We start from the raw sequence: 21,139 nt of genomic DNA, 5'->3' as shown, positions 1-21,139 counted from the left end.
GAGCTTGGTGGTCCGCTCCTCATGTGATTTTGCTGCGCAAAATCGAAATCGTCGGGTTCCCCCAAGCCCTGTGCTGGCCTTTCGACAGTCGTCTCACCTTGTCTGGGCCAGGTTCAGAAACCCCAACACCTCATCCAGATAGTCCGGGAAATCGCTGATCGCATGGTCACTTCCCTCCAGCAGGTGGCCGTGCTGCAAGCGCCCGTAGGGGTTGGCGTAATGTGCCAGCATTTCCTGCCAGTCCAGCACCTCGTCGCCCTTGGCGATCAGGGCGTAATAACGCTCGGGCCGGGTGATGGCCGGGACGGCCAGCGCCTGCAGCTCTTCCACGTACTCGGGCTTGAAGACGAATTTCTCGCTCGGATCGTGCCAACTCGTGTGTTCACCCACCTGCGTGGCCAGGTCGCGCGCCGCATGCACGGCGGGGTTGAGCACCACGGCGCGGCAGCCGGTCTGCTCGGCGATCCAGGTGGCGTAAAAACCACCGAGAGAGGAACCGATCACGGCCATGTCGGCCGTGGCGGGGCCGTGCGCATGCCGACGCGGCCAGTCGGCGATGTCGCGTGTCACCGCGTCCATGGCCTGCCGGGGCGAAGGCGGCAATTGCGGGCAGTGGAAGACGATGTGCGGCCAGTCACGCGCCATCCGTTCGCCCACCAGCCGGGCCTTGGTCGACTGCGGCGTGGAGCGAAAGCCGTGCAGGTAGAGCACATGGGTGGTAGGCGTGGTCGGCATGGGATCTCCAGGCGGTGGTCGGCGAGGGCAGGGACGGGGCCAGGGCGGTGTGGCGGAAAATCCGCATCTTGGAAGGATAATCCGCCCACTATGCCCCTGGTCATCGTCGAAAAACCCTCACTCTGGCAGCGCATCCTCTTCCTGTTCAAAGGTTTTGACGGACCGCTGGCGATCACCGTGCTGGTGTTGGCCTTCATCGGCTTGCTGACCATGTACTCCTCGGGCTACGACCATGGCACCCGCTTCGTCGACCATGGGCGCAACATGCTGCTGGCCGCAGGCATCATGTTCGTGGTGGCGCAGGTACCGCCCCACAGATTGATGACCATGGCGGTGCCGCTGTACGCCTTGGGCATGGCCTTGTTGATTGCCGTCGCCGTGTTCGGTATCACCCGCAAGGGCGCGCAACGCTGGATCAACGTGGGCATCGTCATCCAGCCCAGCGAAATCCTCAAGATCGCGCTGCCGCTGATGCTGGCCTGGTGGTTCCAGAAGCGGGAGGGGCAATTGCGGTCGACGGATTTCGCGGTGGCCGGTCTCCTGCTGCTGCTGCCGGTCGGGCTCATCATGAAACAGCCGGATCTGGGCACCTCCCTGCTGGTCTTCGCCGCCGGTTTCTCGGTCATCTATTTCGCGGGTCTGAATTGGCGTGTCATTGTTCCGCCGCTGGCGGTGGGGCTGTTCGTGGTGCTGGTGCTGGTGGTGTTTCAGACGCCGCTGTGCGCCGATGGCGTGAACTGGCCGATCCTGCATGACTACCAGCAGCAACGGGTCTGCACCCTGCTTGACCCGTGGCGGGATCCGCTGGGCCGGGGCTTTCACATCATCCAGGGCATGATCGCCATTGGGTCGGGCGGCTTCTTCGGCCAGGGGTACATGCAAGGCACGCAGACCCACCTGGAGTTCATTCCCGAGCGCACGACGGACTTCATCTTTGCCGCCTTCGCCGAGGAGTTCGGCCTGATCGGCAGCCTGGTGCTGCTGGTCGCTTTCCTGTTCCTCGTGCTGCGCTGCCTGGTGATCGCGATGGACGCGCCGACGCTGTTCTCGCGCCTGCTGGCAGGTGCGATCACCATGATTTTCTTCACCTACGCCTTCGTGAACCTGGGGATGGTCAGCGGCATCCTGCCCGTGGTGGGCGTGCCCTTGCCTTTCATCAGTTACGGCGGCACGGCCATGGTGACCTTGGGGCTGGCGCTGGGCATGATGATGTCGATCGCCAAGACCAAGCGCCTGGTGCAGAGCTGAAGCCGAGGGCATTCCCGCACTGGCTGTGCAGATGCGGCGCGGCCTCTAAAATGGCCGGATGATCTCACGCGAACCCACCCTGGAACGTTTGACCGTTGCCCGCGAGCTCCTGCTCACGCCCTTCGGTCTGGATGAATCGCACCTCCTGCGCGCTTTGTCCGAAATCCGCGCCCACCGGGTGGATGACGCCGATCTCTACTTCCAGTACACCCGCAGCGAGGGCTGGAGCCTGGAGGAGGGCATTGTCAAGACAGGCAGCTTCTCCATTGATCAGGGCGTGGGCGTGCGTGCCGTGAGCGGCGAAAAAACCGCGTTCGCCTATTCCGACGACATTTCCGAGGCTTCCCTGCTGGACGCGGCGCGCACGGTTCGTAGCATCGCGGCGGCGGGCAAATCCGCCCGGGTCAAGGCCGCCGAGCGCAAGATTGCCGGCTCCCGCACGCTGTACCCGGGCGATGACCCAATCGCCAGCCTGGACAGCACGGCCAAGGTGGCCTTGCTGGAAAAGGTCGAGAAACTGGCGCGTGCCAAGGATCCGCGCGTCGTGCAGGTGATGGCCGGTCTGGCGGGCGAATATGACGTGGTGCTGGTGGCCCGCGCCGACGGGACCCTGGCGGCGGACGTGCGCCCCCTGGTTCGTCTGTCGGTGACGGTCATTGCCGAGCAGAACGTGAGCGGCACGGTCCGCCGAGAAATGGGATCCTCTGGTGGCGGCGGGCGTTTCGGCTTGGCCTATTTCGACGAGGAGATGATCACCCGCTACGTGGACGAGGCCGTGCATGCGGCCCTGACCAACCTGGAGTCGCGTCCCGCGCCCGCAGGCGAGATGACCGTGGTGCTGGGGGCTGGCTGGCCTGGCATCCTGCTGCACGAGGCCATCGGCCACGGCCTGGAAGGTGATTTCAACCGCAAAGGATCGAGTGCCTTCAGCGGTCGCATCGGCCAGCGCGTGGCGGCCAAGGGCGTGACGGTGCTGGACGACGGCACCATCGCCGACCGGCGCGGTTCGCTCAACGTGGACGACGAGGGCAATCCGAGCCAGCGCAACGTGCTGATCGAGGACGGCATCCTGAAGGGCTACATCCAGGACAGCATGAACGCGCGCCTGATGAAGACCGCACCCACCGGCAACGGCCGGCGCGAGAGCTACGCCCACATTCCCATGCCCCGCATGACAAACACCTACATGCTGGGCGGCGACAAGACCCCCGAGGAAATCGTGGCCAGCATCGACCGTGGCCTGTACGCGACCAACTTCGGCGGCGGGCAGGTGGACATCACCAGCGGCAAGTTCGTCTTCTCGGCCAGCGAAGCCTTCTGGGTCGAGAAGGGCAAGATCCTCTATCCCGTCAAGGGCGCCACCCTGGTTGGCAATGGCCCCGACGCGCTGACGCGCGTGACCATGATCGGCAATGACATGGCACTGGACAGTGGCGTGGGCACCTGCGGCAAGGAAGGCCAGAGCGTGCCCGTGGGCGTGGGCCAGCCCACGCTGCGCATCGACGGCCTCACGGTCGGCGGCACGGCGTGATGGTTGTCCGCCCCCGACTCTCGCTGACTTCGTGTAGCTCGCATCCCCCTCAGGGGGCGACGCCAGTGGCCCGGCAAAGCCTACTCCCCGGCGTCCCCCGGCTAGGCTTTTGAATTTTTTGTGCTAGAGTGCCCGCCATGCAAGCCGTTCGCGCGTATTTTTATTTTTACTTTTGGTTCTCTGTCCCCGGCGGACGAGAGGCGCTGACGCGAGCTTAAGCAGACACAGACCCCTCACCAAGAACCGCCGGAGCTGAAAAGCCCCGGCGGTTTTTTTGTGCCTTGTTTTCAACCAGATACACCCACTCACCTTCTTGGAGCCCTTGATGAACGCCACCACCGAGACTTGGTATGCGCAGCCTGCCGACAAGACCAGCCGCATCGACAACGAACGCATCAAGGACATCACCGTGCTGCCCCCGCCCGAACATCTGATCCGCTTTTTTCCCATTGCGGGAACACCGGTGGAGGCCTTGATCGCCAAGACCCGGCAGACCATTCACCGCATCATGGCGGGCAAGGACGACCGCCTGCTGGTCATCATCGGTCCCTGTTCCATCCATGATCCGGCGGCGGCAGTGGAGTACGCCAAGCGCCTGAAGGCGCAGCGCGAGCAGTTCAAGGACACGCTGGAGATCGTGATGCGGGTCTATTTCGAGAAGCCGCGCACCACCGTGGGCTGGAAGGGCCTGATCAACGACCCCTACCTCGATGAGAGCTACCGCATCGACGAAGGCCTGCGCATCGCGCGCCAATTGCTGATCGAGATCAATCGCCTCGGCCTGCCTGCCGGCAGCGAATTCCTGGACGTGATCTCGCCCCAGTACATCGGCGACCTGATCTCCTGGGGCGCCATCGGCGCGCGCACGACAGAAAGCCAGGTGCACCGCGAACTGGCCTCGGGCCTGTCCGCGCCCATCGGTTTCAAGAACGGGACGGACGGCAACATCCGCATCGCTACCGACGCCATCCAGGCTGCTTCGCGCGGCCACCATTTCCTGTCCGTGCACAAGAACGGGCAGGTGGCCATCGTGCAGACCCAGGGCAACAAGGATTGTCATGTCATCCTGCGCGGCGGCAAGGCGCCCAACTACGACGCCGAGAGCGTGGCCAAGGCCTGTGCCGATCTGGAGGCCGCCAAGCTGCCCACCACGCTGATGGTGGATTGCAGCCACGCCAACAGCAGCAAGCAGCATGAAAAGCAGATGGACGTGACGCGCGACATCGCGGGCCAGATCCGCAGCGGTTCGCGCCGCATCTTTGGCGTGATGCTCGAAAGCCACCTGAACGCCGGTGCCCAGAAGTTCACCCCGGGCAAAGACCAGGCGGGTGACCTGGAGTATGGCAAGAGCATCACCGATGCCTGCCTGGGCTGGGACGATTCGGTGGAGGCTTTGCGGGTGTTGTCGGAGGCGGTCTCCGCGCGGCGCGCGGCCTGACATCGTCCCACTGCCCTGGCCCGCAGGCTGGTGCCGGTTCAGGCCATGGCCGGCGCAGCCAGGGCCTCCAGCAGCTTCTGGTGTACTCCGCCGAAACCTCCGTTGCTCATGCAGAGGATGTGGTCGCCAGCGCGCGCCACTGCGGTGACTTGGCGTACCAGTTCGTCAATGTTGTCGGCCACCTGGGCGCGGGCGCCCATGGGCGCCAGCGCCTCACGCGCGTCCCAGCCCAGGCCGCCCGTGTGGCAGAAGGCGAGGTCCGCGTCCTCCAGGCTCCAGGGCAATTGGGCCTTCATGGTGCCGAGCTTCATGGTGTTGCTGCGCGGTTCGAACACGGCCAGGATGCGCGGCGATGAGGTGCCGCCTTTCGGGCCGATCTGGCGCCGCAGGCCGTCCAGCGTGGTGCGGATGGCCGTGGGATGGTGGGCGAAATCGTCGTAGACGGTAATGCCGCCTCCCACACGTGGCACCACGCCGCGCATCTCCATGCGACGCTTGACGTTTTGGAACTCGTGCAGGGCCAGCGCAGCCTGGGCGGGCGTGACGCCCACGTGCTCGGCGGCGGCGATCGCCGCGAGCGCGTTCAACTGGTTGTGCACACCACCCACCTGCCATTGCACGTGGGCAACCGACGCGCCGTGCCGCAGCACCTCGAAATCCTGCGGTTCGCCCTGGGCCTGGAAGTCGCTGCTGGCCGCGCCGAAGCTGCGCTGCTCGCTCCAGCAGCCCTGGTGCAGCACCCGGGTCAGACTTTCCTCCAGGCCGTTGAACACCACCCGTCCACTGCCGGGCACGGTGCGCACGAGGTGATGGAACTGCCGTTCGATGGCGGCCAGGTCGTCGAAGATGTCGGCGTGGTCGAATTCCAGGTTGTTCAGGATGGCCGTGCGCGGGCGGTAGTGGACGAACTTGCTGCGCTTGTCGAAGAAGGCGGTGTCGTATTCGTCGGCTTCGATGACGAAAAGAGGGCGGTGTTGTTCGGGCAGCGGCTGGCGAGACGGCTGCGCCCTCTGCTGCGTGTCCCCCGACCGCTGCGCGGTCTCCTCCTTGACCTCCGCCGAGGGCGCAGCCGTCTCGCAAGCCTTGTCTCTGTTCGGCATGCCACCCAGGCGAGCGGAGATTCCGAAATTGAGAGGAACACCGCCCACCAGGAATCCCGGCTGCAGGCCTGCGTGGTCAAGAATCCAGGCCAGCATCGACGTTGTCGTCGTCTTGCCGTGCGTGCCTGCCACCGCCAGCACGTGGCGACCTTGCAGCACGTTTTCGGCCAGCCATTGGGGGCCACTGGTGTAAGGTGCGCCGCTGTCGAGGATGGCTTCCATCAGGGGGAACTTCGGTGTACCGTCCGCAGCGCGGGCGCGGCTGACCACGTTGCCAATGACGTACACGTCGGGTTTCAGCGCCATCTGGTCCGCGCCATAACCTTCGATCAGATCAATGCCGAGCGCCCGGAGCTGGTCACTCATGGGGGGATAGACGCCGCTGTCGCAACCGGTGACTTTGTGGCCCGCTTCGCGGGCCAGGGCCGCGACACCGCCCATGAAGGTGCCGCAGATGCCGAGTATGTGGATGTGCATGACGCGATGCTAGCTCAGGCCTGGCACCGTTCCGGGCCACTTTGGCTAAAATCGCAGCAACCGCCAGCACCTGGCGCGGAGCACATGATGGCAAGTCTTTCTTCCATTGGCATTTCGGGTTTGCAGACCGCGCAATTGCGGCTGGACAGTTCCGCGCACAACGTGGCCAACATGAACACGCGCGAGTTCAGACGCCAGACCGTGACGCAGCAGGACCTGCCGGATCTGGGCGGGACACGTGCCAGCGTGGGTCAGGCCTCTGAAGAAGGCGTGGCGCTGGAGCGGGAAGTGGTGGACCAGATGTCGGCCACCTATGCCTTCAAGGCCAATCTGAAGACCATTCAGACGCAGGACGACGTCCTGGGCTCCTTGCTCGACGCCAAGGCCTGACTGACCCGGTGGCGCCAATACGCCAGCGCTCCTGCCACCACGTGGTCTTCGCGGCGTCGCCGCGTGGCCACTGAAACCGGCGAGAATGGCCGCCGCATTTCCACAAGTCGATCCATGACCGCCATCCCCGCCACTGCGGCTGCTTTTCCCGCGTCTTTTGCCCCATCCTCCGGTGCCATGCGCCCGCAAACCCGGGGTGAGGAAATCGCCAACAGCGTCAGCCACGGGCTGGGTGCCCTGGCCGCACTGGTCGCCATGCCGGTGCTGATCGTTTACGCGAGCCTGGACGGTACGGCGACCGATGTCGTCGGCGCGAGCATCTTCGCGGCCACCATGCTGCTGCTCTACAGCGTCTCGGCGCTGTACCACGCCCTGCCGCAAGGGCGGGCCAAGCGTGTGTTCATGCGCCTGGACCACGGGTCGATCTACCTCTTCATCGCCGGTAGCTACACCCCTTTCACGCTCGGTGTCCTGGGGGGCGTCTGGGGCTGGAGCCTGTTCGGCGTGGTGTGGGGCCTGGCCGCCTTCGGGGTGATCCTGAAGGCGGGCCATTGGCTTTCGAGCCAGTGGCTTTCCACCGGCCTGTACCTGCTGATGGGCTGGTTGGTGCTGGTGGCTGCCGTGCCCATGCTTGAGCGTGTGTCGCCCGCTGGCCTGGCTTGGCTGGCGGCGGGTGGCCTGGCTTACACCTTGGGCGTGGTGTTCTTCGTGCTCGACAACCGGGTTCGATACGCACATTTCATCTGGCACCTGTTCGTGCTGGCCGGCACCGCCTGTCATTTTTTCGCAGTGCTCTGGCACGCGCGCTGAGGACCAGACCCCCAGGGCCAGGCGGCACAGGACAACGGAGGCACCCATGAGGACCTTGCACAAGACGGCCTGGACCCTGGCTCTGCTGCTCGGTCTGGCCCTGCTTTACCTGTTGTTCTGGCCGGTGCCGATCCAGCCCCGGGCCTGGCTACCGGCAGCGGACCTGGGGTATGTGGAGCCGCATGCCGCCAACACCCGGCTGGCGGACCTGCACAAGATCGATCTGCATGGCGAAGAGGGACCCGAGCACGTGTTGACCGGCCCGGACGGCAAGCTCTACATCGCGGTGGCCAGCGGCAAGATCCTGCGCATGGAGCCGGACGGTGGAAAGCTGCAGGTGTACGCGAACACGGGTGGGCGTGTGCTGGGTTTCGACTTTGATGCCGCAGGCCGTCTGATCGCCGCCGACGCCATGCAGGGCCTGCTGTCCATTGGACCCAACGGCCAAGTCACGCTGTTGACCGACCGGGCGGACGCTGTGCCCATCCGCTACGCCAATGCCGTGGTGGTGGCGAAGAGCGGCAAGATCTATTTCAGCGATGCGTCCACGCGTTTCGCCCCGCGCGACTGGGGCGGCACCTTTGAGGCCAGCGTGCTGGACATCCTGGAGCAGGCCGGCACGGGCCGTGTGCTGGAGTACGACCCCGCCAGCAAGGCAACCCGCGTGGTGGCGCAGGGTCTGAGCTTCGCCAACGGCGTGGCGCTGAGCACGGACGAGCGCAGCCTCTACGTGAACGAAACCGGTCAGTACCGCATCTGGAAAGTTGCCATTACGGCACAGGCGCTGGATCTGGCTTCGCTGGCGAAAACCGTGGGCGCGCAAATGCAAGCCAGCACTGAAGCCACGGTGCTGTTCGACAATCTGCCCGGTTACCCGGACAACCTCATGCGTGGCCTGGACGGTCGCATCTGGGTGGGCCTGGTCAAACCGCGCAATCCCAAGGTAGACCAACTGGCATCCAAGCCCTGGCTGCGCAGCCTGACCTTGCGTTTGCCACGTGCGCTCTGGCCCATCCCCAAAGCCTATGGCCATGTCTTTGCTTTCAACGAGGCGGGTCAGGTGGTGGTGGATCTGCAGGATCCCAGTGGCCGTTATCCCGAAACCACCAGTGTCACCGAAACCCCGGATCGCCTCTACGTGCAAAGCCTGCACGCGCGCGAACTGGGGTGGTTGCCCCGCTGAGCCGTTCAGTGGGTGACGGTCTATCGATTCGGAGCCCCTCGCCTTGTCCGCACAAGGACAGGGTCGAGCGACAGGGGTGACAATCCGCGCCATGCATGCTCAAGATGAAATCGCGGCGACCGCGGCGCGCATGGTGGTGGAAGAAGGGCTGGAATACGGACCGGCCAAGCTGCGTGCCGTGAAGGCGCTGGGTCTGCCGCAGCGCACGGCTTTGCCGGACAACGACGCATTGGAAGACGCCGTGCGCGACTACATTGCCGTGTTCTGCGCGGACACCCAGCCGCGCGAACTGTTGGCTCTGCGGCGGCTTGCCCTGCAATGGATGGAGCGGCTGGCCGATTTTCAACCCCATTTGATGGGCGCGGTCTGGCGCGGTACCGCGACACGCTGGTCGGATGTGCACCTTGACCTGTTCTGCGAGGACGGCAAGGCAGCCGAGATCGCCCTCATTGATCTTGGCCTGCCCTACGAGTCACGCAGCGCGAACGGCTTGCGGCACAAGACGGTGGATGTGCTGAGCCTGCACGCGCCTTGCCGCGAACTCGGTGAGCTCAGCGGTGAATCGGTGGTCGGGGTGCACCTGCGCATCAACGACCTGGACGACCTGCGCGGCGCCCTCGTGCCCGATGCCCGTGGGCGTGCCCCAGAGGACCTGTCCGGGCCTTGCGGGAGCTGGTGCAAGCGTCGGAAACGCAGATCTAGAAGAGGTGACCATGGAACGCAGGCATTTTCTGTACGCCGGGGCGGCGCTGGCTGCCGCTGGAGCGGGCGCCACCTGGGCCTGGTGGCGCGCACAGCCGCAAGCCATGACGGCGGGTGTCATGGCGCAGTTCTGGGGGCTGACGCTGGACACGCCGCAAGGCGAACGCCTGGCGCTGGGCGGTTTGCGTGGCAAACCTCTGCTGGTGAACTTCTGGGCTACCTGGTGTCCGCCTTGTGTGGAGGAGTTGCCTTTATTGAATGCCTTCTACCGTCAAAATTCTGCCAAAGGATGGCAAATTGTTGGTATCGCCGTGGACAAGCTGGCGCCTGTCCAGGCATTCATGCAACGCCTGCCGCTGGACTTTCCGGTGGTGCTGTCGGGTGCGGAGGGCTTGAATCTGAGCCAGCAATTGGGCAATCAAGCCCGGGGATTGCCATTTACCGTGCTGGTCGGTGCAGATGGCGTGATTTTGAATCGTAAAATCGGTAAGTTGTCCGAAGCCGATCTGGCGAAGTGGCAGGAACTCGGGTAGAGTCCCGCCTTCGCCGAAAAACGGCCCCTGTTTCTTTTGCCTTTGTCGCCTGTTGTTGGCAAGTTGCCAGTGATGTGCCGCGAGATTGAGGCAATATCAATCACGTTGTTGGAGTTTTCATGGATTTGCGCAAACTCAAGACCCTGATCGATCTGGTGTCTGATTCGAACGTCTCTGAACTGGAAATCACCGAAGCCGAAGGCAAGGTGCGGATCGTCAAGGGCGGCGGCGCGATGGTGCAGGCTTACGCGCCAGCCCCGGTTGCGATGGCGCCTGCCGCGGCGCCGGTTGCCGGAGCTCCCGCAGTGGCAGCGCCAGCCGCCGCGCCGGCAGCGGCGACGGGTCACACGGTCAAGTCACCCATGGTCGGTACCTTCTATCGCTCGGCCTCGCCTGGCGCCAAGTCTTTTGTCGAGGTGGGTCAGGCCGTGAAGCAGGGCGACACGCTGTGCATCATCGAAGCCATGAAGATCCTCAATGAGATTGAGGCCGACAAGTCGGGCACCGTGACGCAAGTCCTGTGCGACAACGGTCAGGCCGTGGAATACGGGCAGCCCCTGTTCATCATCGAATAAGGCGGTCGCCTCATGTTCAAGAAAATCCTCGTCGCGAACCGCGGCGAAATCGCCCTTCGTATTCAGCGAGCCTGCCGTGAGCTCGGCATCAAGGCTGTGATGGTCTATTCCGAGGCCGATCGCGAAGCCAAGTATGTGAAGCTGGCCGAGGAGGCCGTCTGCATCGGCCCCGCCCCCTCGCGTGACAGCTACCTGAGCATGCCGGCCATCATCTCGGCGGCCGAAGTGACGGACGCCGAAGCCATCCACCCCGGTTACGGTTTTCTGTCCGAGAACGCCGATTTCGCCGAGCGCGTCGAAAAGAGCGGCTTCCAGTTCATCGGCCCCACGCCCGAGTCCATCCGCATCATGGGGGACAAGGTCTCGGCCAAGCAGGCCATGATCAAGGCAGGCGTGCCCTGCGTCCCCGGCTCCGAGGGCGAACTGCCGGACGATCCGGTGCAGATCAAGCGCATCGCCAAGGTCGTAGGCTACCCCGTCATCATCAAGGCGGCGGGCGGCGGCGGCGGGCGTGGCATGCGCGTGGTGCACACCGAGGCGGCCCTGGTGAACGCCGTGCAGATGACCAAGGCGGAGGCCGCCGCGGCCTTCAACAATCCAGCTGTCTACATGGAGAAGTTCCTGGAGAACCCGCGCCACGTGGAAATCCAGATCCTGGCCGACAAGCACAAGAACGCGGTCTACCTGGGCGAGCGGGACTGCTCCATGCAGCGGCGCCACCAGAAGATCATTGAGGAAGCGCCGGCGCCGGGCATCCCGCGCAAGCTGATCGACAAGGTCGGTGCGAGCTGCGTGGCCGCCTGCAAGAAGATCGGCTACCGCGGCGCGGGCACCTTCGAGTTCCTCTACCAGGATGGCGAGTTCTACTTCATTGAAATGAACACGCGCGTGCAGGTGGAGCACCCGGTGACAGAACTGATCACGGGCATCGACATCGTGAAGACGCAGATCATGGTCGCGGCTGGCGAGCACCTGCCCTTCACGCAGAAGGACATCCAGATCCGAGGCCACGCCATCGAGTGCCGGATCAACGCCGAAGACCCCTTCACCTTCGTGCCGTCGCCGGGCCGCATCACCATGTGGCACGCGCCGGGCGGGCCTGGCGTGCGCGTGGATTCGCACGTCTATACCAACTACTTCGTGCCGCCGAACTACGACTCCATGGTCGGCAAAATCATCGTCCACGGCGATACCCGCGCGCAGGCCATGGCCCGCATGCAGACCGCGCTGGGCGAGACGCTGGTCGAAGGCATCAGCACCAACATTCCGTTGCACCGCGAACTGCTGGCCGACGCCAAGTTCATGGAAGGCGGCACCAACATCCACTACCTGGAAGAGTGGATGCGTAGTCATAAAAGGTAATCCCCTGAGGCGCTGACGCGCCTTCCCCCTGAATGCGCCAACCTTCGGTGACAGGGGGCGCTCCCAGTGGCCCGGCGAAGCCGGTTCCACGGGAGCCCTGGTTTGGGGTCGTTGCTGTTCCGCCGTTTTCTCTTCCTTCATTCCCCCGCCTCATGCACGAACTCCGCTTGCTCTGTCCTGAAGACCGCGTGGAGGTGTTGGGTGAGGCGCTGGATGCGCTGGACGCCTTGAGCGTCAGCGTGGAGGACGCCGATGCCCAGACCGACGCCGAGCGGGCTTTGTTCGGCGAGCCGGGCATGCCGCCGCCGGCGGCAGGCTGGCAGCGCTCGCGCATCGTGGCCTTGTTTCCCTCCGAAGCGGCCGCACGCGAAGCCGCCGCCTTGTTGCAGGCGCAGGATTTTTTCGCCAATTGCCAGTTGCTGGGCTTGGGCGAAGTGCCGGAGCAGGACTGGGTGCGCCTGACGCAATCCCAGTTCGCGCCGGTCGAGATCACGCCGACGTTCTGGATCGTGCCCACCTGGCACGAACCCCCCGCGCAGGCGCGCGAGCTTATCCGCCTGGACCCCGGCCTGGCCTTCGGCACCGGTACCCACCCCACGACCCGCATGTGCCTGCGTTGGATCGCCACGCATCCGTTGCGCGGCCTGCGCGTGCTGGACTACGGCTGTGGTTCGGGCATCCTGGCGATCGCGGCGGCCAAGTTCGGCGCGACCGACATCGATGCCCTGGACATCGACGAGGCCGCGGTGGCCTCGACCCGACTGAACGCCGAGGCCAACGGTGTGAGCTTGCGGGCTGGCCTGCCGGACGCAGCCCGGGGCGACTATCCGGTCGTGCTGGCCAACATCCTTGCAACGCCGCTCAAGGTGCTGGCGCCGCTGTTGATCGCGCGCGTGGCCCAGGGTGGTTCGCTGGTGCTGGCGGGCATCCTGGAACGCCAGGCGGACGAACTCAGCGCCGCCTACGCAGTGCACCTGCCAGCGGGCAGTGCCCTGACCGTCGCCGACCGCGAGGACGGCTGGGTGCTGATGACCGCGAAGCTCTGAACGGCCTGCAGCCTTCCTCGCGCGCGGCGGGCCTGGCGGCAAGGCGCGCCTCTACAATCGCCCGGACATGAGCCTCATCACCCGTTGCCCCTCTTGCCGCACCATGTTCAAGGTTGCGCAGGATCAGCTCAAGGTCTCGCAAGGCTGGGTCCGTTGCGGCCAGTGTGAGCAGGTGTTTGATGCGACGGCTCATCTGGTGCAGGAGCCACCTGCCTTGACCACGCCGCTGGCCACGCCGCCGTCTGGCGCGGGGGCCGCCCCAGCCCCAGCGGCCGGCGCACTCCCCAGAAGTTGGGAAGACGAGATGGTGGAAGCCGAGTTTGGCGACCTCGCCGCGCCGCACGACGCGCCGCTGGAAGATTTGCAGCTCGAAACCCCCGACGCATCCGCCTGGCGTGAGCCAGGCTTCACTGAGGACCTTGAGGGCTTGCCTGCGCCGCGGGCGGCCGAACCGCCGCCGCGACCGGATGGTGGGGGTTTCCCCGCGCCGTCCGCGCCCTTGCCCCGGTCCGCAGCCGCGGCGATGGCCGGTCCTTACGAAGCGGCATACCGGGGCCCGTCTCAACCGCTGCATCCTGCCGGGCAGGCGTCGGCGTCGGCGAGTTCCGGGCCCGACGGCCAGGAGGCGGAGGCCTTGTCCTTCATGCGCCGATCGCGCTGGCGCCATCCTGCGGTGCGCGCGCTGCTGCTGGTGTTGTGCTGTCTGCTGTCCCTCGGCTTGCTGCTGCAGGTGGCGCGCCATGAGCGCGACCGCATCGCGGCCCGGGAACCCGCCCTGCGCCCCTGGCTGCATGTGCTGTGCGAGCAACTCGATTGCACGGTGGAGCCTTTGCGCCAGATCGAATCGGTGGTGATTGATGGTTCGGCCTTCAGCAAGATCCGCGACGAGCTCTACCAGCTCAACCTGACCTTGCGCAACAAGGCGCCGGTTGATCTGGCCTTGCCTGCGGTGGAACTCGTGCTGACGGACGTGCAGGACCAAGTGCTGATCCGCCGCGTGCTGCTGCCGCAGGAGCTGGGCGCCGGGTCGGGCACCGCTCAGGACGACGTGCCGCGCACCCAGGGCACGAGTCGCCTGATCCGCTCGGGCAATGAGTTCCAGGCCACGGTGCTCATGGAGATCAGGAACGGCAACGGCGGTGCCAACCGCGCCGCAGGTCCTGGCCTGGAAGGCAGAGTGGCGGGGTACCGGCTGCTGGCCTTTTATCCCTGAGTGCTTGCGATCATTTCATTCATCAACAATCCAATCCAAGAGAAAAGAGCATTCCATGGCGGCACTGATCTGTGGTTCCCTGGCTTTCGATTCCATCATGAACTTCGAGGGGCGTTTTGCCGAGCAGATCCTGCCGGACCAGCTGCACATCCTCAATGTTTCCTTCCTGGTGCCCACGCTGCGGCGCGATTTTGGCGGGTGCGCTGGCAACATCGCCTACGCCCTGCGTGCGTTGGGCGGCGTGCCCCTGCCGATGGCCACCGTCGGCAACGATGGCGCGGGCTATGTGGAGCGCCTGAACAAGCTGGGCATCGCCACCCGTTATGTGCGCCAACTGCCCGAGACCTACACGGCGCAGGCGCTGATCATGACCGACAAGGACAACAACCAGATCACGGCCTTTCACCCTGGCGCGATGACCCAGGCGCACGTGACCCGCATCGAGCGCGACGGCCCCGGCATGCAGGACGTGAAGCTGGGCATCATCTCGCCCGATGGACGGGACGCGATGCTGGAGCATGCTGCCCAGTTCAAGGCCGCGGGCATCCCCTTCGTCTTCGATCCCGGCCAGGGCCTGCCCATGTTCGACGGCAAGGAACTGGCGCATTTCATCGAACTGGCAGATTGGGTCACGGTGAACGACTACGAAGGCAAGATGCTGTGCGACCGCACGGGCTTGAGCCCGGCGGACATCTCTCGCAAGGTGCGCGGTCTGGTCATCACCCTGGGCGCCGAAGGCAGCGAGGTCTGGATCGATGGCGAGAAGGATTGGATCGCGCCGACCCCGGCGGCCGCCATTGTTGACCCGACGGGCTGCGGTGATGCCTACCGCGGGGGGCTTCTTTTCGGTCTGGAGCGTGGCTGGCCTCTGGCCAAGGCCGCGGCCTTGGGTAACCGCCTGGGCTCGCACAAGATTGCCTTTCGGGGGCCGCAGAACTATCCGGTGGACACCGCGAAGTTCGGCCTCTGACCCACGGCGCAACCCGCGCGACACGGGGCGCAAGGAGTCCGTGCCCCATGCAATGTGCCGAGGGCGCCTTCAGTTTGAAGACGACGGCCCTGGGACCTTGAGTTGCGCCCAGTCCGCCTCTGTCGCGACCTGGGACGCCACGCGCAGCTGCTTGCGGCGCGCGCTGGTGCCATGCAGCAGCGACACGCCCGACTTGGGAATGCCCAACGTTCGCGCCAACCAGATCCGCAGGGCTTCATTGGCTTTGCCGTCCACGGGCGGGGCGTGCAATCGCACCGCCAGAGCGCCGTCAAACAAGCCCTGGATCTGTGTAGTGGACGCGTTCGGCATGACGCGGATGTCCACCAGCACGGAGCCGTCTTTCTGCGGATGCAGAAAGGAGGGGGCGGGAGCGTGGTGGGCCTGCGCCGGGTTTCGGTCCATGCGTCGGGAGCGTCCAGGAAAAGAAAAAGCCTGTCGCCCTTGCGGGCAACAGGCTGACACGGCAGGCCTCGTTCAGGGACGGCTGGCCGTGGGGAAGGGCCATGCGGCCTGCGGGTTCAACGTGGTTTGAGCCACGGGCGCCGCCGGCGCAGCAACAGGCTTCGCAGGCGCAGCGGCAGGCTTGGCGGCGGCCTTTTTCGCGGCGGCCTTCTTGGCAGCAGGCTTTTTCGCGGCGGGCTTCTTGGCAGCAGCCTTCTTCGCCACGGTCTTCTTGGCAGCGGCCTTCTTGGCAGCAGCCTTCTTGGCCGGAGCCTTCTTCGCCACAACCTTCTTGGCCGGAGCCTTCTTCGCGGCGACCTTCTTCACAGCGGCCTTCTTGGCCGGAGCCTTCTTGGCAGCAGCCTTCTTGGCCGGGGCCTTCTTCGCTACGACCTTCTTGGCGACGGCCTTCTTAGCCGGGGCCTTCTTAGCGGCGGATTTTTTCGCCGGAGCTTTCTTTGCAGTTGCCATTTCGATTCTCCTTGATCAAGTTACAAAGAGCACTTCATGCGTTTGTTGGTGTACATGAAGCGATTCATGGCGCTGGGAACCTGTGGAAGGAACCCAGCGCCATGAACGGGGTGGCACGGACACCCGCAGCTCTTCTGTCGAGAGCGGTCGGGAGTCCATGCGATTCGTGAAGCCATAGATTGATTTGCTTGCCTGTTGCCTCAGTCCCAGGACAGTGCGCCGCCGGACTGGTACTCGATGACGCGGGTCTCGAAGAAATTGCGCTCTTTCTTCAGGTCGATCATCTCGCTCATCCAGGGGAAGGGGTTTTCCTCGTTGGGGAAGAGCGGTTCCAGGCCGATCTGGGTGGCGCGCCGGTTGGCGATGTAGCGCAGGTAGCCCTTGAACATGGAGGCGTTCATGCCCAGCACGCCGCGCGGCATGGTGTCTTCGGCGTAGCGGTATTCCAGTTCGACAGCCTTCTCGAACAGGCTGCGGATCTCGGTCTTGAACTCAGGCGTCCAGAGCTGCGGGTTCTCCAGCTTGATCTGGTTGATCAGGTCAATGCCGAAGTTGCAGTGCATGGACTCGTCGCGCAAGATGTACTGGTACTGCTCCGCGGCACCCGTCATCTTGTTCTGGCGGCCCAGGGCCAGGATCTGGGTGAAGCCGACGTAGAAGAACAGACCTTCCATCAGGCAGGCGAAGACGATCAGACTCTTGAGGAGCGTCTGGTCGGTTTCCAGTGTGCCGGTGTGGAAGTTGGGGTCCATGATCGCGTTGATGAACGGGAGCAGGAACTCGTCCTTGTCACGGATGGACTGGACTTCCAGGTAGGCGCTGAAAATCTCGGATTCGTCCAGACCCAGCGATTCCACGATGTACTGGTAGGCGTGGGTGTGGATGGCTTCCTCGAAGGCCTGGCGCAGGAGGAATTGGCGGCATTCCGGCGCCGTGATGTGGCGGTAGGTGCCCAGCACGATGTTGTTGGCCGCCAGCGAATCCGCCGTGACGAAGAAACCCAGGTTGCGTTTGATGATGCGACGCTCGTCTTCCGAAAGACCGTTCGGGTCCTTCCAGAGCGCGATGTCGCGGTTCATGTTCACTTCCTGCGGCATCCAGTGGTTGGCGCAGGTGGCGAGGTATTTTTCCCAGGCCCACTTGTACTTGAACGGTACCAACTGGTTGACGTCGGTCTGGCCATTGATGATGCGCTTGTCAGACGCCTTGATGCGATGCGCACCGGAGGGCGCGGGCGAGGCGGATTGAGGAGCGGCGATCGCCGTGTCGCCGAGCACATGCGCGCTGACCTGCCGGACTGGCTGCATCGGCGTCGCAGCAGGCGACGGAGACAAACGGGCCGCACCAGCGGCGGGGGCTGGCGATGTGGGTTTGACTTCTTCGTCCCAGGACAACATAGAGAGATCCAATTCCTGAATTATGTGAGCAGCGATCTGAATTGCAAAGTGTTCATTCACACCGCCGCTCGTTTTGTTGCTCTATTGCATCGCGCGTCGCGCTACGCATCGCACCCCTCGCGTGAGTGGCGAGGGTGACCGCGCACTCAAGTGCATGCGTCGTGCACGACAGAGGTCGCGCACCACGTCTTCCTTTCACTGGCAGGCTTCGCAGCCCGGGTCATCGATCGCGCAGAACTTGATGTCGGTGGCAGCGACGGCCATCTGCGACTGCGCGGCGGCGGCGGCCGCTTCGAGCGCGCTCACCTTCTTCGCGGCGGGCACCGTCGAAGCAAGCGGTGCGGCGGAGGAGCCCGCCTCGGAGGAACCCGAGGACACGGCATTCAGGCGACCTGCGGCCACGGTGGACTTCTCTGCCTGCGTCGCGCTGGTGGTGCGCAGGTAGTAGGTGGTCTTCAGGCCGCGCGTCCAGGCCAGCTTGTAGGTATCGTCCAGCTTCTTGCCCGAGGCACCCGCCATGTAGATGTTGAGCGACTGGGCCTGGTCGATCCACTTCTGGCGGCGCGCGGCGGCTTCCACCAGCCAGCTCGGCTCGACCTCGAAAGCTGTCGCGTACAGCGCCTTGATGTCCTGGGGCACGCGGTCGATGGGCAGCAGGGAACCGTCGAAGTGTTTCAGGTCCATCACCATCACCTCGTCCCACAGGCCCAGGCGCTTCAGGTCCTTCACCAGGTAGCCGTTGATGATGGTGAACTCACCCGACAGGTTGGATTTGACCGAGAGATTGCCGAAGCAGGGTTCGATGGAGGCGTCCACGCCGATGATGTTGGAAATCGTCGCGGTCGGGGCGATGGCCACGCAATTGCTGTTGCGCATGCCGTCGGCAGCGATCTTCTTGCGCAGCAGGTCCCAGTCCAGGGTGGCACTGCGGTCCACTTCCACGTAGCCGCCACGTTCCCGGTTCAGCAGTTCGAGCGTGTCCAGCGGCAGGATGCCCTTGCTCCAGAGCGAGCCCTGGTAGCTGGAATACACACCGCGCTCGCGCGCCAGCTCGGTCGAGGCCCAGTAGGCGTAGTAGCAGATGGCCTCCATGGACTGGTCGGCGAACTGCACTGCCGCGTCGCTGGCGTAGGGGATGCGCATTTCATAGAGCGCGTCCTGGAAGGCCATCAAGCCCAGACCAACAGGACGGTGGCGCAGGTTGCTGTCGCGTGCCTTCTTGACGGCGTAATAGTTGATGTCGATCACGTTGTCCAGCATGCGCATGGCGGTGCTGATGGTCTTCTTCAGCTTTTCGTGGTCGAGCTTGCCGTCCGTGATGTGCTGCTTGAGGTTGACTGAGCCCAGGTTGCAGACGGCGGTTTCGGTGTCGCTGGTGTTGAGCGTGATTTCGGTGCAGAGGTTGGACGAGTGGACCACGCCCGCGTGCTGCTGAGGCGAACGCACATTGCAGGCGTCCTTGAAGGTGATCCAGGGGTGGCCGGTTTCGAACAGCATCGAGAGCATCTTGCGCCACAGATCCGTGGCAGGCACGGTCTTGCTGGGCTTGAGTTCGCCGCGCTTGGCCTTGGCCTCGTAGGCCACGTAAGCCTTTTCGAAGGCCGCCCCGAACAGGTCGTGCAGGTCGGGTGCGTCGGAAGGCGAGAACAGGGTCCATTCGCCTTTTTCCATCACGCGGCGCATGAACAGGTCGGGAATCCAGTTGGCCGTGTTCATGTCGTGGGTGCGACGGCGGTCGTCGCCGGTGTTCTTGCGCAGCTCCAGGAATTCCTCGATGTCCAAGTGCCAGGTTTCCAGGTAGGTGCAGACCGCACCCTTGCGCTTGCCACCCTGGTTCACGGCCACGGCGGTGTCGTTCACCACCTTGAGGAAGGGCACCACGCCCTGGGATTCGCCGTTCGTGCCCTTGATGTGGCTGCCCAGCGCGCGCACGCGCGTCCAGTCATTGCCCAGGCCGCCCGCGAACTTGGACAGCAGGGCGTTTTCCTTGATGGATTCGTAGATGCCGTCCAGGTCATCGGGCACTGTGGTCAGGTAGCAGCTCGACAGTTGGCTGCGCAGCGTGCCGCTGTTGAACAGCGTGGGCGTGGACGACATGAAGTCGAAGGACGACAGCACTTCGTAGAACTCGATGGCGCGGGCTTCGCGGTCGATTTCATTCAGCGCCAAACCCATGGCCACGCGCATGAAGAAGGCTTGCGGCAGCTCGATGCGCGTCTTCTTGACGTGCAGGAAGTAGCGGTCGTACAGGGTTTGCAGGCCCAGGTAGTCGAATTGATGGTCACGTTCGGCCTTGAGGGCCGCGCCCAGGCGCTTCAGGTCATACTGCAGCAGCTCGGGGTTGAGCAGTTCGGCGTCCACGCCCTTCTTGATGAAGCCCGGGAAGTAGTCGGCGTAGGCCTGCTTCATCTCGGTGGGTTGCACGTCCCGGCCCAGCACCTCCTTGGCGATGGTGTGGAACAGCAGGCGGGCCGTGGCGTAGGTGTAATCCGGGTCTTTCTCGATCAGGGTGCGGGCGGCCAGGATGGCCGCCTTGTACACCTCTTCGAGCGGCACGCCGTCGTAGAGGTTGCGCAGGGTTTCGGCCACGATGGGCTCGGCCTTCACGTCGGTCGACAGATTGGCGCAAGCGCTTTCGATCAGGCGCCGCAGGCGGCCCAGGTCCAGAGCCAGGCGCTGGCCGTTGTCGGTGACATGCAGCACCGGTGTCTGCGGCGCGGCCTGGGCGGCGTGCTGGGCGCGTTCCTCCGCGCGCTTGGCGCGGTAGAGCACGTAGGCGCGGGCCACTTCATGGTGGCCGCCGCGCATCAGGCCCAGTTCCACCTGGTCTTGCACGTCTTCAATATGGAAGGTGCCGCCGCCTGGGCGCGAGCGCGTCAGCGCGCGCACCACGGCCTGGGTCAGTTCATCCACGGTTTCGCGCACGCTGGCCGAAGCCGCGCCCTGCGCGCCGTGCACGGCCAGGAAGGCCTTCATCAGGGCCACGGCGATCTTGCTGGGCTCGAAAGGCACGACGGCGCCGTTGCGGCGGATGATCTGGTAATGCGCGAGCGCGCTCGTGGCGCCCAGGGCTGTGCCGGTGCCTTGGGGCAGCGTCGCGGACATCAGGGGATGGGAGGAGGGGGGAGTGTTCAGGCCGGTTTGCATCTTTTCCTCGTGTCTGGCAAATCTGTGGTCGTGGCGCGAAATGTTCTTGAGGCTGGAAACGCTATAGGTAGGGTGTGCAGCGAAGGCAATCCACTACCCGTAGTGTAGCGGTGCATTCGAGCGAATGCGCGTGAAGAAGGTCACGCCAGTGTGCAAAAGTTACTTGGTGTGGGCTCGCGCGACCGACGCATGGCGCTTGTCACGACGTGCATGCATGTCGTGCATCGTCGTTCTTGGTCCGGTCATGAAGGTGCGCAACCCTTGTCGCATCTGGATACGCGCGCGCGCATCCAGATGGCGTGCGGTCGAGGCATGAAAACGGGCCGGGAGGGCGCTTGTTTGCGTGGGG

At 64.5% G+C, this 21,139-nt stretch carries 18 protein-coding genes and 1 pseudogene; 13 read left to right on the top strand and 6 right to left on the bottom strand.

Annotated features, from left to right (window positions below; genetic code table 11):
- Positions 1–93 precede the first annotated feature (93 nt).
- Positions 94–735, bottom strand: a complete 642-nt coding sequence (locus DW355_RS17455) for a YqiA/YcfP family alpha/beta fold hydrolase (RefSeq protein WP_131282008.1) — start codon at positions 733–735, stop codon at positions 94–96.
- A 90-nt stretch (positions 736–825) separates the two neighbouring features.
- On the opposite strand from DW355_RS17455, the gene rodA reads away from it, so the two are divergent.
- The 3 genes from rodA to DW355_RS17440 all read left to right on the top strand — a co-directional run bounded on the left by rodA (position 826) and on the right by DW355_RS17440 (position 4,952).
- Entirely contained in the window at positions 826–1,983 is a 1,158-nt protein-coding gene (rodA, locus tag DW355_RS17450; RefSeq protein WP_131282006.1) for a rod shape-determining protein RodA, read from the top strand.
- A 58-nt stretch (positions 1,984–2,041) separates the two neighbouring features.
- A complete protein-coding gene (gene tldD, locus DW355_RS17445; protein ID WP_131282004.1) occupies positions 2,042–3,514 on the top strand; it encodes a metalloprotease TldD in 1,473 nt (490 codons plus the stop codon).
- A 325-nt stretch (positions 3,515–3,839) separates the two neighbouring features.
- Positions 3,840–4,952, top strand: coding sequence for a 3-deoxy-7-phosphoheptulonate synthase (locus tag DW355_RS17440; RefSeq protein WP_131282003.1), 1,113 nt, complete (start codon positions 3,840–3,842; stop codon positions 4,950–4,952).
- A gap of 38 nt (positions 4,953–4,990) precedes the next feature.
- On the opposite strand, the gene mpl is transcribed toward DW355_RS17440, so the two are convergent.
- Complete coding sequence (mpl, locus tag DW355_RS17435; RefSeq protein WP_131282001.1) at positions 4,991–6,529, bottom strand: UDP-N-acetylmuramate:L-alanyl-gamma-D-glutamyl-meso-diaminopimelate ligase; 1,539 nt, start codon at positions 6,527–6,529, stop codon at positions 4,991–4,993.
- A gap of 87 nt (positions 6,530–6,616) precedes the next feature.
- On the opposite strand from mpl, the gene DW355_RS17430 reads away from it, so the two are divergent.
- The 10 genes and pseudogenes from DW355_RS17430 to DW355_RS17385 all read left to right on the top strand — a co-directional run bounded on the left by DW355_RS17430 (position 6,617) and on the right by DW355_RS17385 (position 15,313).
- Complete coding sequence (locus DW355_RS17430) at positions 6,617–6,919, top strand: flagellar basal body rod C-terminal domain-containing protein (protein ID WP_131281999.1); 303 nt, start codon at positions 6,617–6,619, stop codon at positions 6,917–6,919.
- A gap of 177 nt (positions 6,920–7,096) precedes the next feature.
- Positions 7,097–7,729, top strand: coding sequence for a PAQR family membrane homeostasis protein TrhA (gene trhA / locus DW355_RS17425; RefSeq protein WP_242671400.1), 633 nt, complete (start codon positions 7,097–7,099; stop codon positions 7,727–7,729).
- Between the two features lie 46 nt (positions 7,730–7,775).
- Positions 7,776–8,912 carry an SMP-30/gluconolactonase/LRE family protein gene (locus DW355_RS17420; RefSeq protein ID WP_131281996.1) on the top strand — a complete coding sequence of 379 codons (1,137 nt, stop codon included), beginning with the start codon at positions 7,776–7,778 and terminating at the stop codon, positions 8,910–8,912.
- Positions 8,913–9,042: 130 nt separating this feature from the next.
- Positions 9,043–9,614 (top strand): annotated as a pseudogene (locus DW355_RS18585) (hypothetical protein).
- An 11-nt stretch (positions 9,615–9,625) separates the two neighbouring features.
- Positions 9,626–10,147 carry a TlpA disulfide reductase family protein gene (locus DW355_RS17410; RefSeq protein WP_131281994.1) on the top strand — a complete coding sequence of 174 codons (522 nt, stop codon included), beginning with the start codon at positions 9,626–9,628 and terminating at the stop codon, positions 10,145–10,147.
- Between the two features lie 119 nt (positions 10,148–10,266).
- Complete coding sequence (accB, locus tag DW355_RS17405; protein WP_131281992.1) at positions 10,267–10,722, top strand: acetyl-CoA carboxylase biotin carboxyl carrier protein; 456 nt, start codon at positions 10,267–10,269, stop codon at positions 10,720–10,722.
- A gap of 12 nt (positions 10,723–10,734) precedes the next feature.
- On the top strand, positions 10,735–12,084 hold the full coding sequence (accC, locus tag DW355_RS17400) for an acetyl-CoA carboxylase biotin carboxylase subunit (protein ID WP_131281990.1): 1,350 nt from the start codon (positions 10,735–10,737) through the stop codon (positions 12,082–12,084).
- Between the two features lie 152 nt (positions 12,085–12,236).
- Positions 12,237–13,130 carry a 50S ribosomal protein L11 methyltransferase gene (gene prmA / locus DW355_RS17395; protein WP_131281988.1) on the top strand — a complete coding sequence of 298 codons (894 nt, stop codon included), beginning with the start codon at positions 12,237–12,239 and terminating at the stop codon, positions 13,128–13,130.
- 67 nt (positions 13,131–13,197) lie between these two features.
- Positions 13,198–14,343 carry a DUF3426 domain-containing protein gene (locus DW355_RS17390; RefSeq protein WP_131281987.1) on the top strand — a complete coding sequence of 382 codons (1,146 nt, stop codon included), beginning with the start codon at positions 13,198–13,200 and terminating at the stop codon, positions 14,341–14,343.
- Between the two features lie 55 nt (positions 14,344–14,398).
- A complete protein-coding gene (locus DW355_RS17385; RefSeq protein WP_131281985.1) occupies positions 14,399–15,313 on the top strand; it encodes a carbohydrate kinase family protein in 915 nt (304 codons plus the stop codon).
- Positions 15,314–15,382: 69 nt separating this feature from the next.
- On the opposite strand, the gene DW355_RS17380 is transcribed toward DW355_RS17385, so the two are convergent.
- From DW355_RS17380 to DW355_RS17365, 4 genes are all read right to left on the bottom strand, one after another.
- Positions 15,383–15,736: a DUF167 domain-containing protein gene (locus DW355_RS17380; RefSeq protein ID WP_131281984.1), complete on the bottom strand. Its 354-nt coding sequence runs from the start codon at positions 15,734–15,736 to the stop codon at positions 15,383–15,385.
- 72 nt (positions 15,737–15,808) lie between these two features.
- Positions 15,809–16,246, bottom strand: a complete 438-nt coding sequence (locus DW355_RS17375) for a histone H1-like DNA-binding protein (RefSeq protein WP_131281982.1) — start codon at positions 16,244–16,246, stop codon at positions 15,809–15,811.
- 200 nt (positions 16,247–16,446) lie between these two features.
- Positions 16,447–17,643 (bottom strand): ribonucleotide-diphosphate reductase subunit beta, encoded by a 1,197-nt coding sequence (locus DW355_RS17370; protein ID WP_131281981.1) that lies wholly within the window; start codon positions 17,641–17,643, stop codon positions 16,447–16,449.
- Between the two features lie 195 nt (positions 17,644–17,838).
- Positions 17,839–20,748 (bottom strand): ribonucleoside-diphosphate reductase subunit alpha, encoded by a 2,910-nt coding sequence (locus DW355_RS17365; protein ID WP_242671243.1) that lies wholly within the window; start codon positions 20,746–20,748, stop codon positions 17,839–17,841.
- Between the last annotated feature and the right edge of the window lie 391 nt (positions 20,749–21,139).

Origin of the sequence: Hylemonella gracilis (assembly GCF_004328645.1) — a bacterium.
GTDB lineage: Bacteria > Pseudomonadota > Gammaproteobacteria > Burkholderiales > Burkholderiaceae_C > Hylemonella > Hylemonella gracilis_B.
This window is presented reverse-complemented; position numbering and strand designations above follow the sequence as displayed.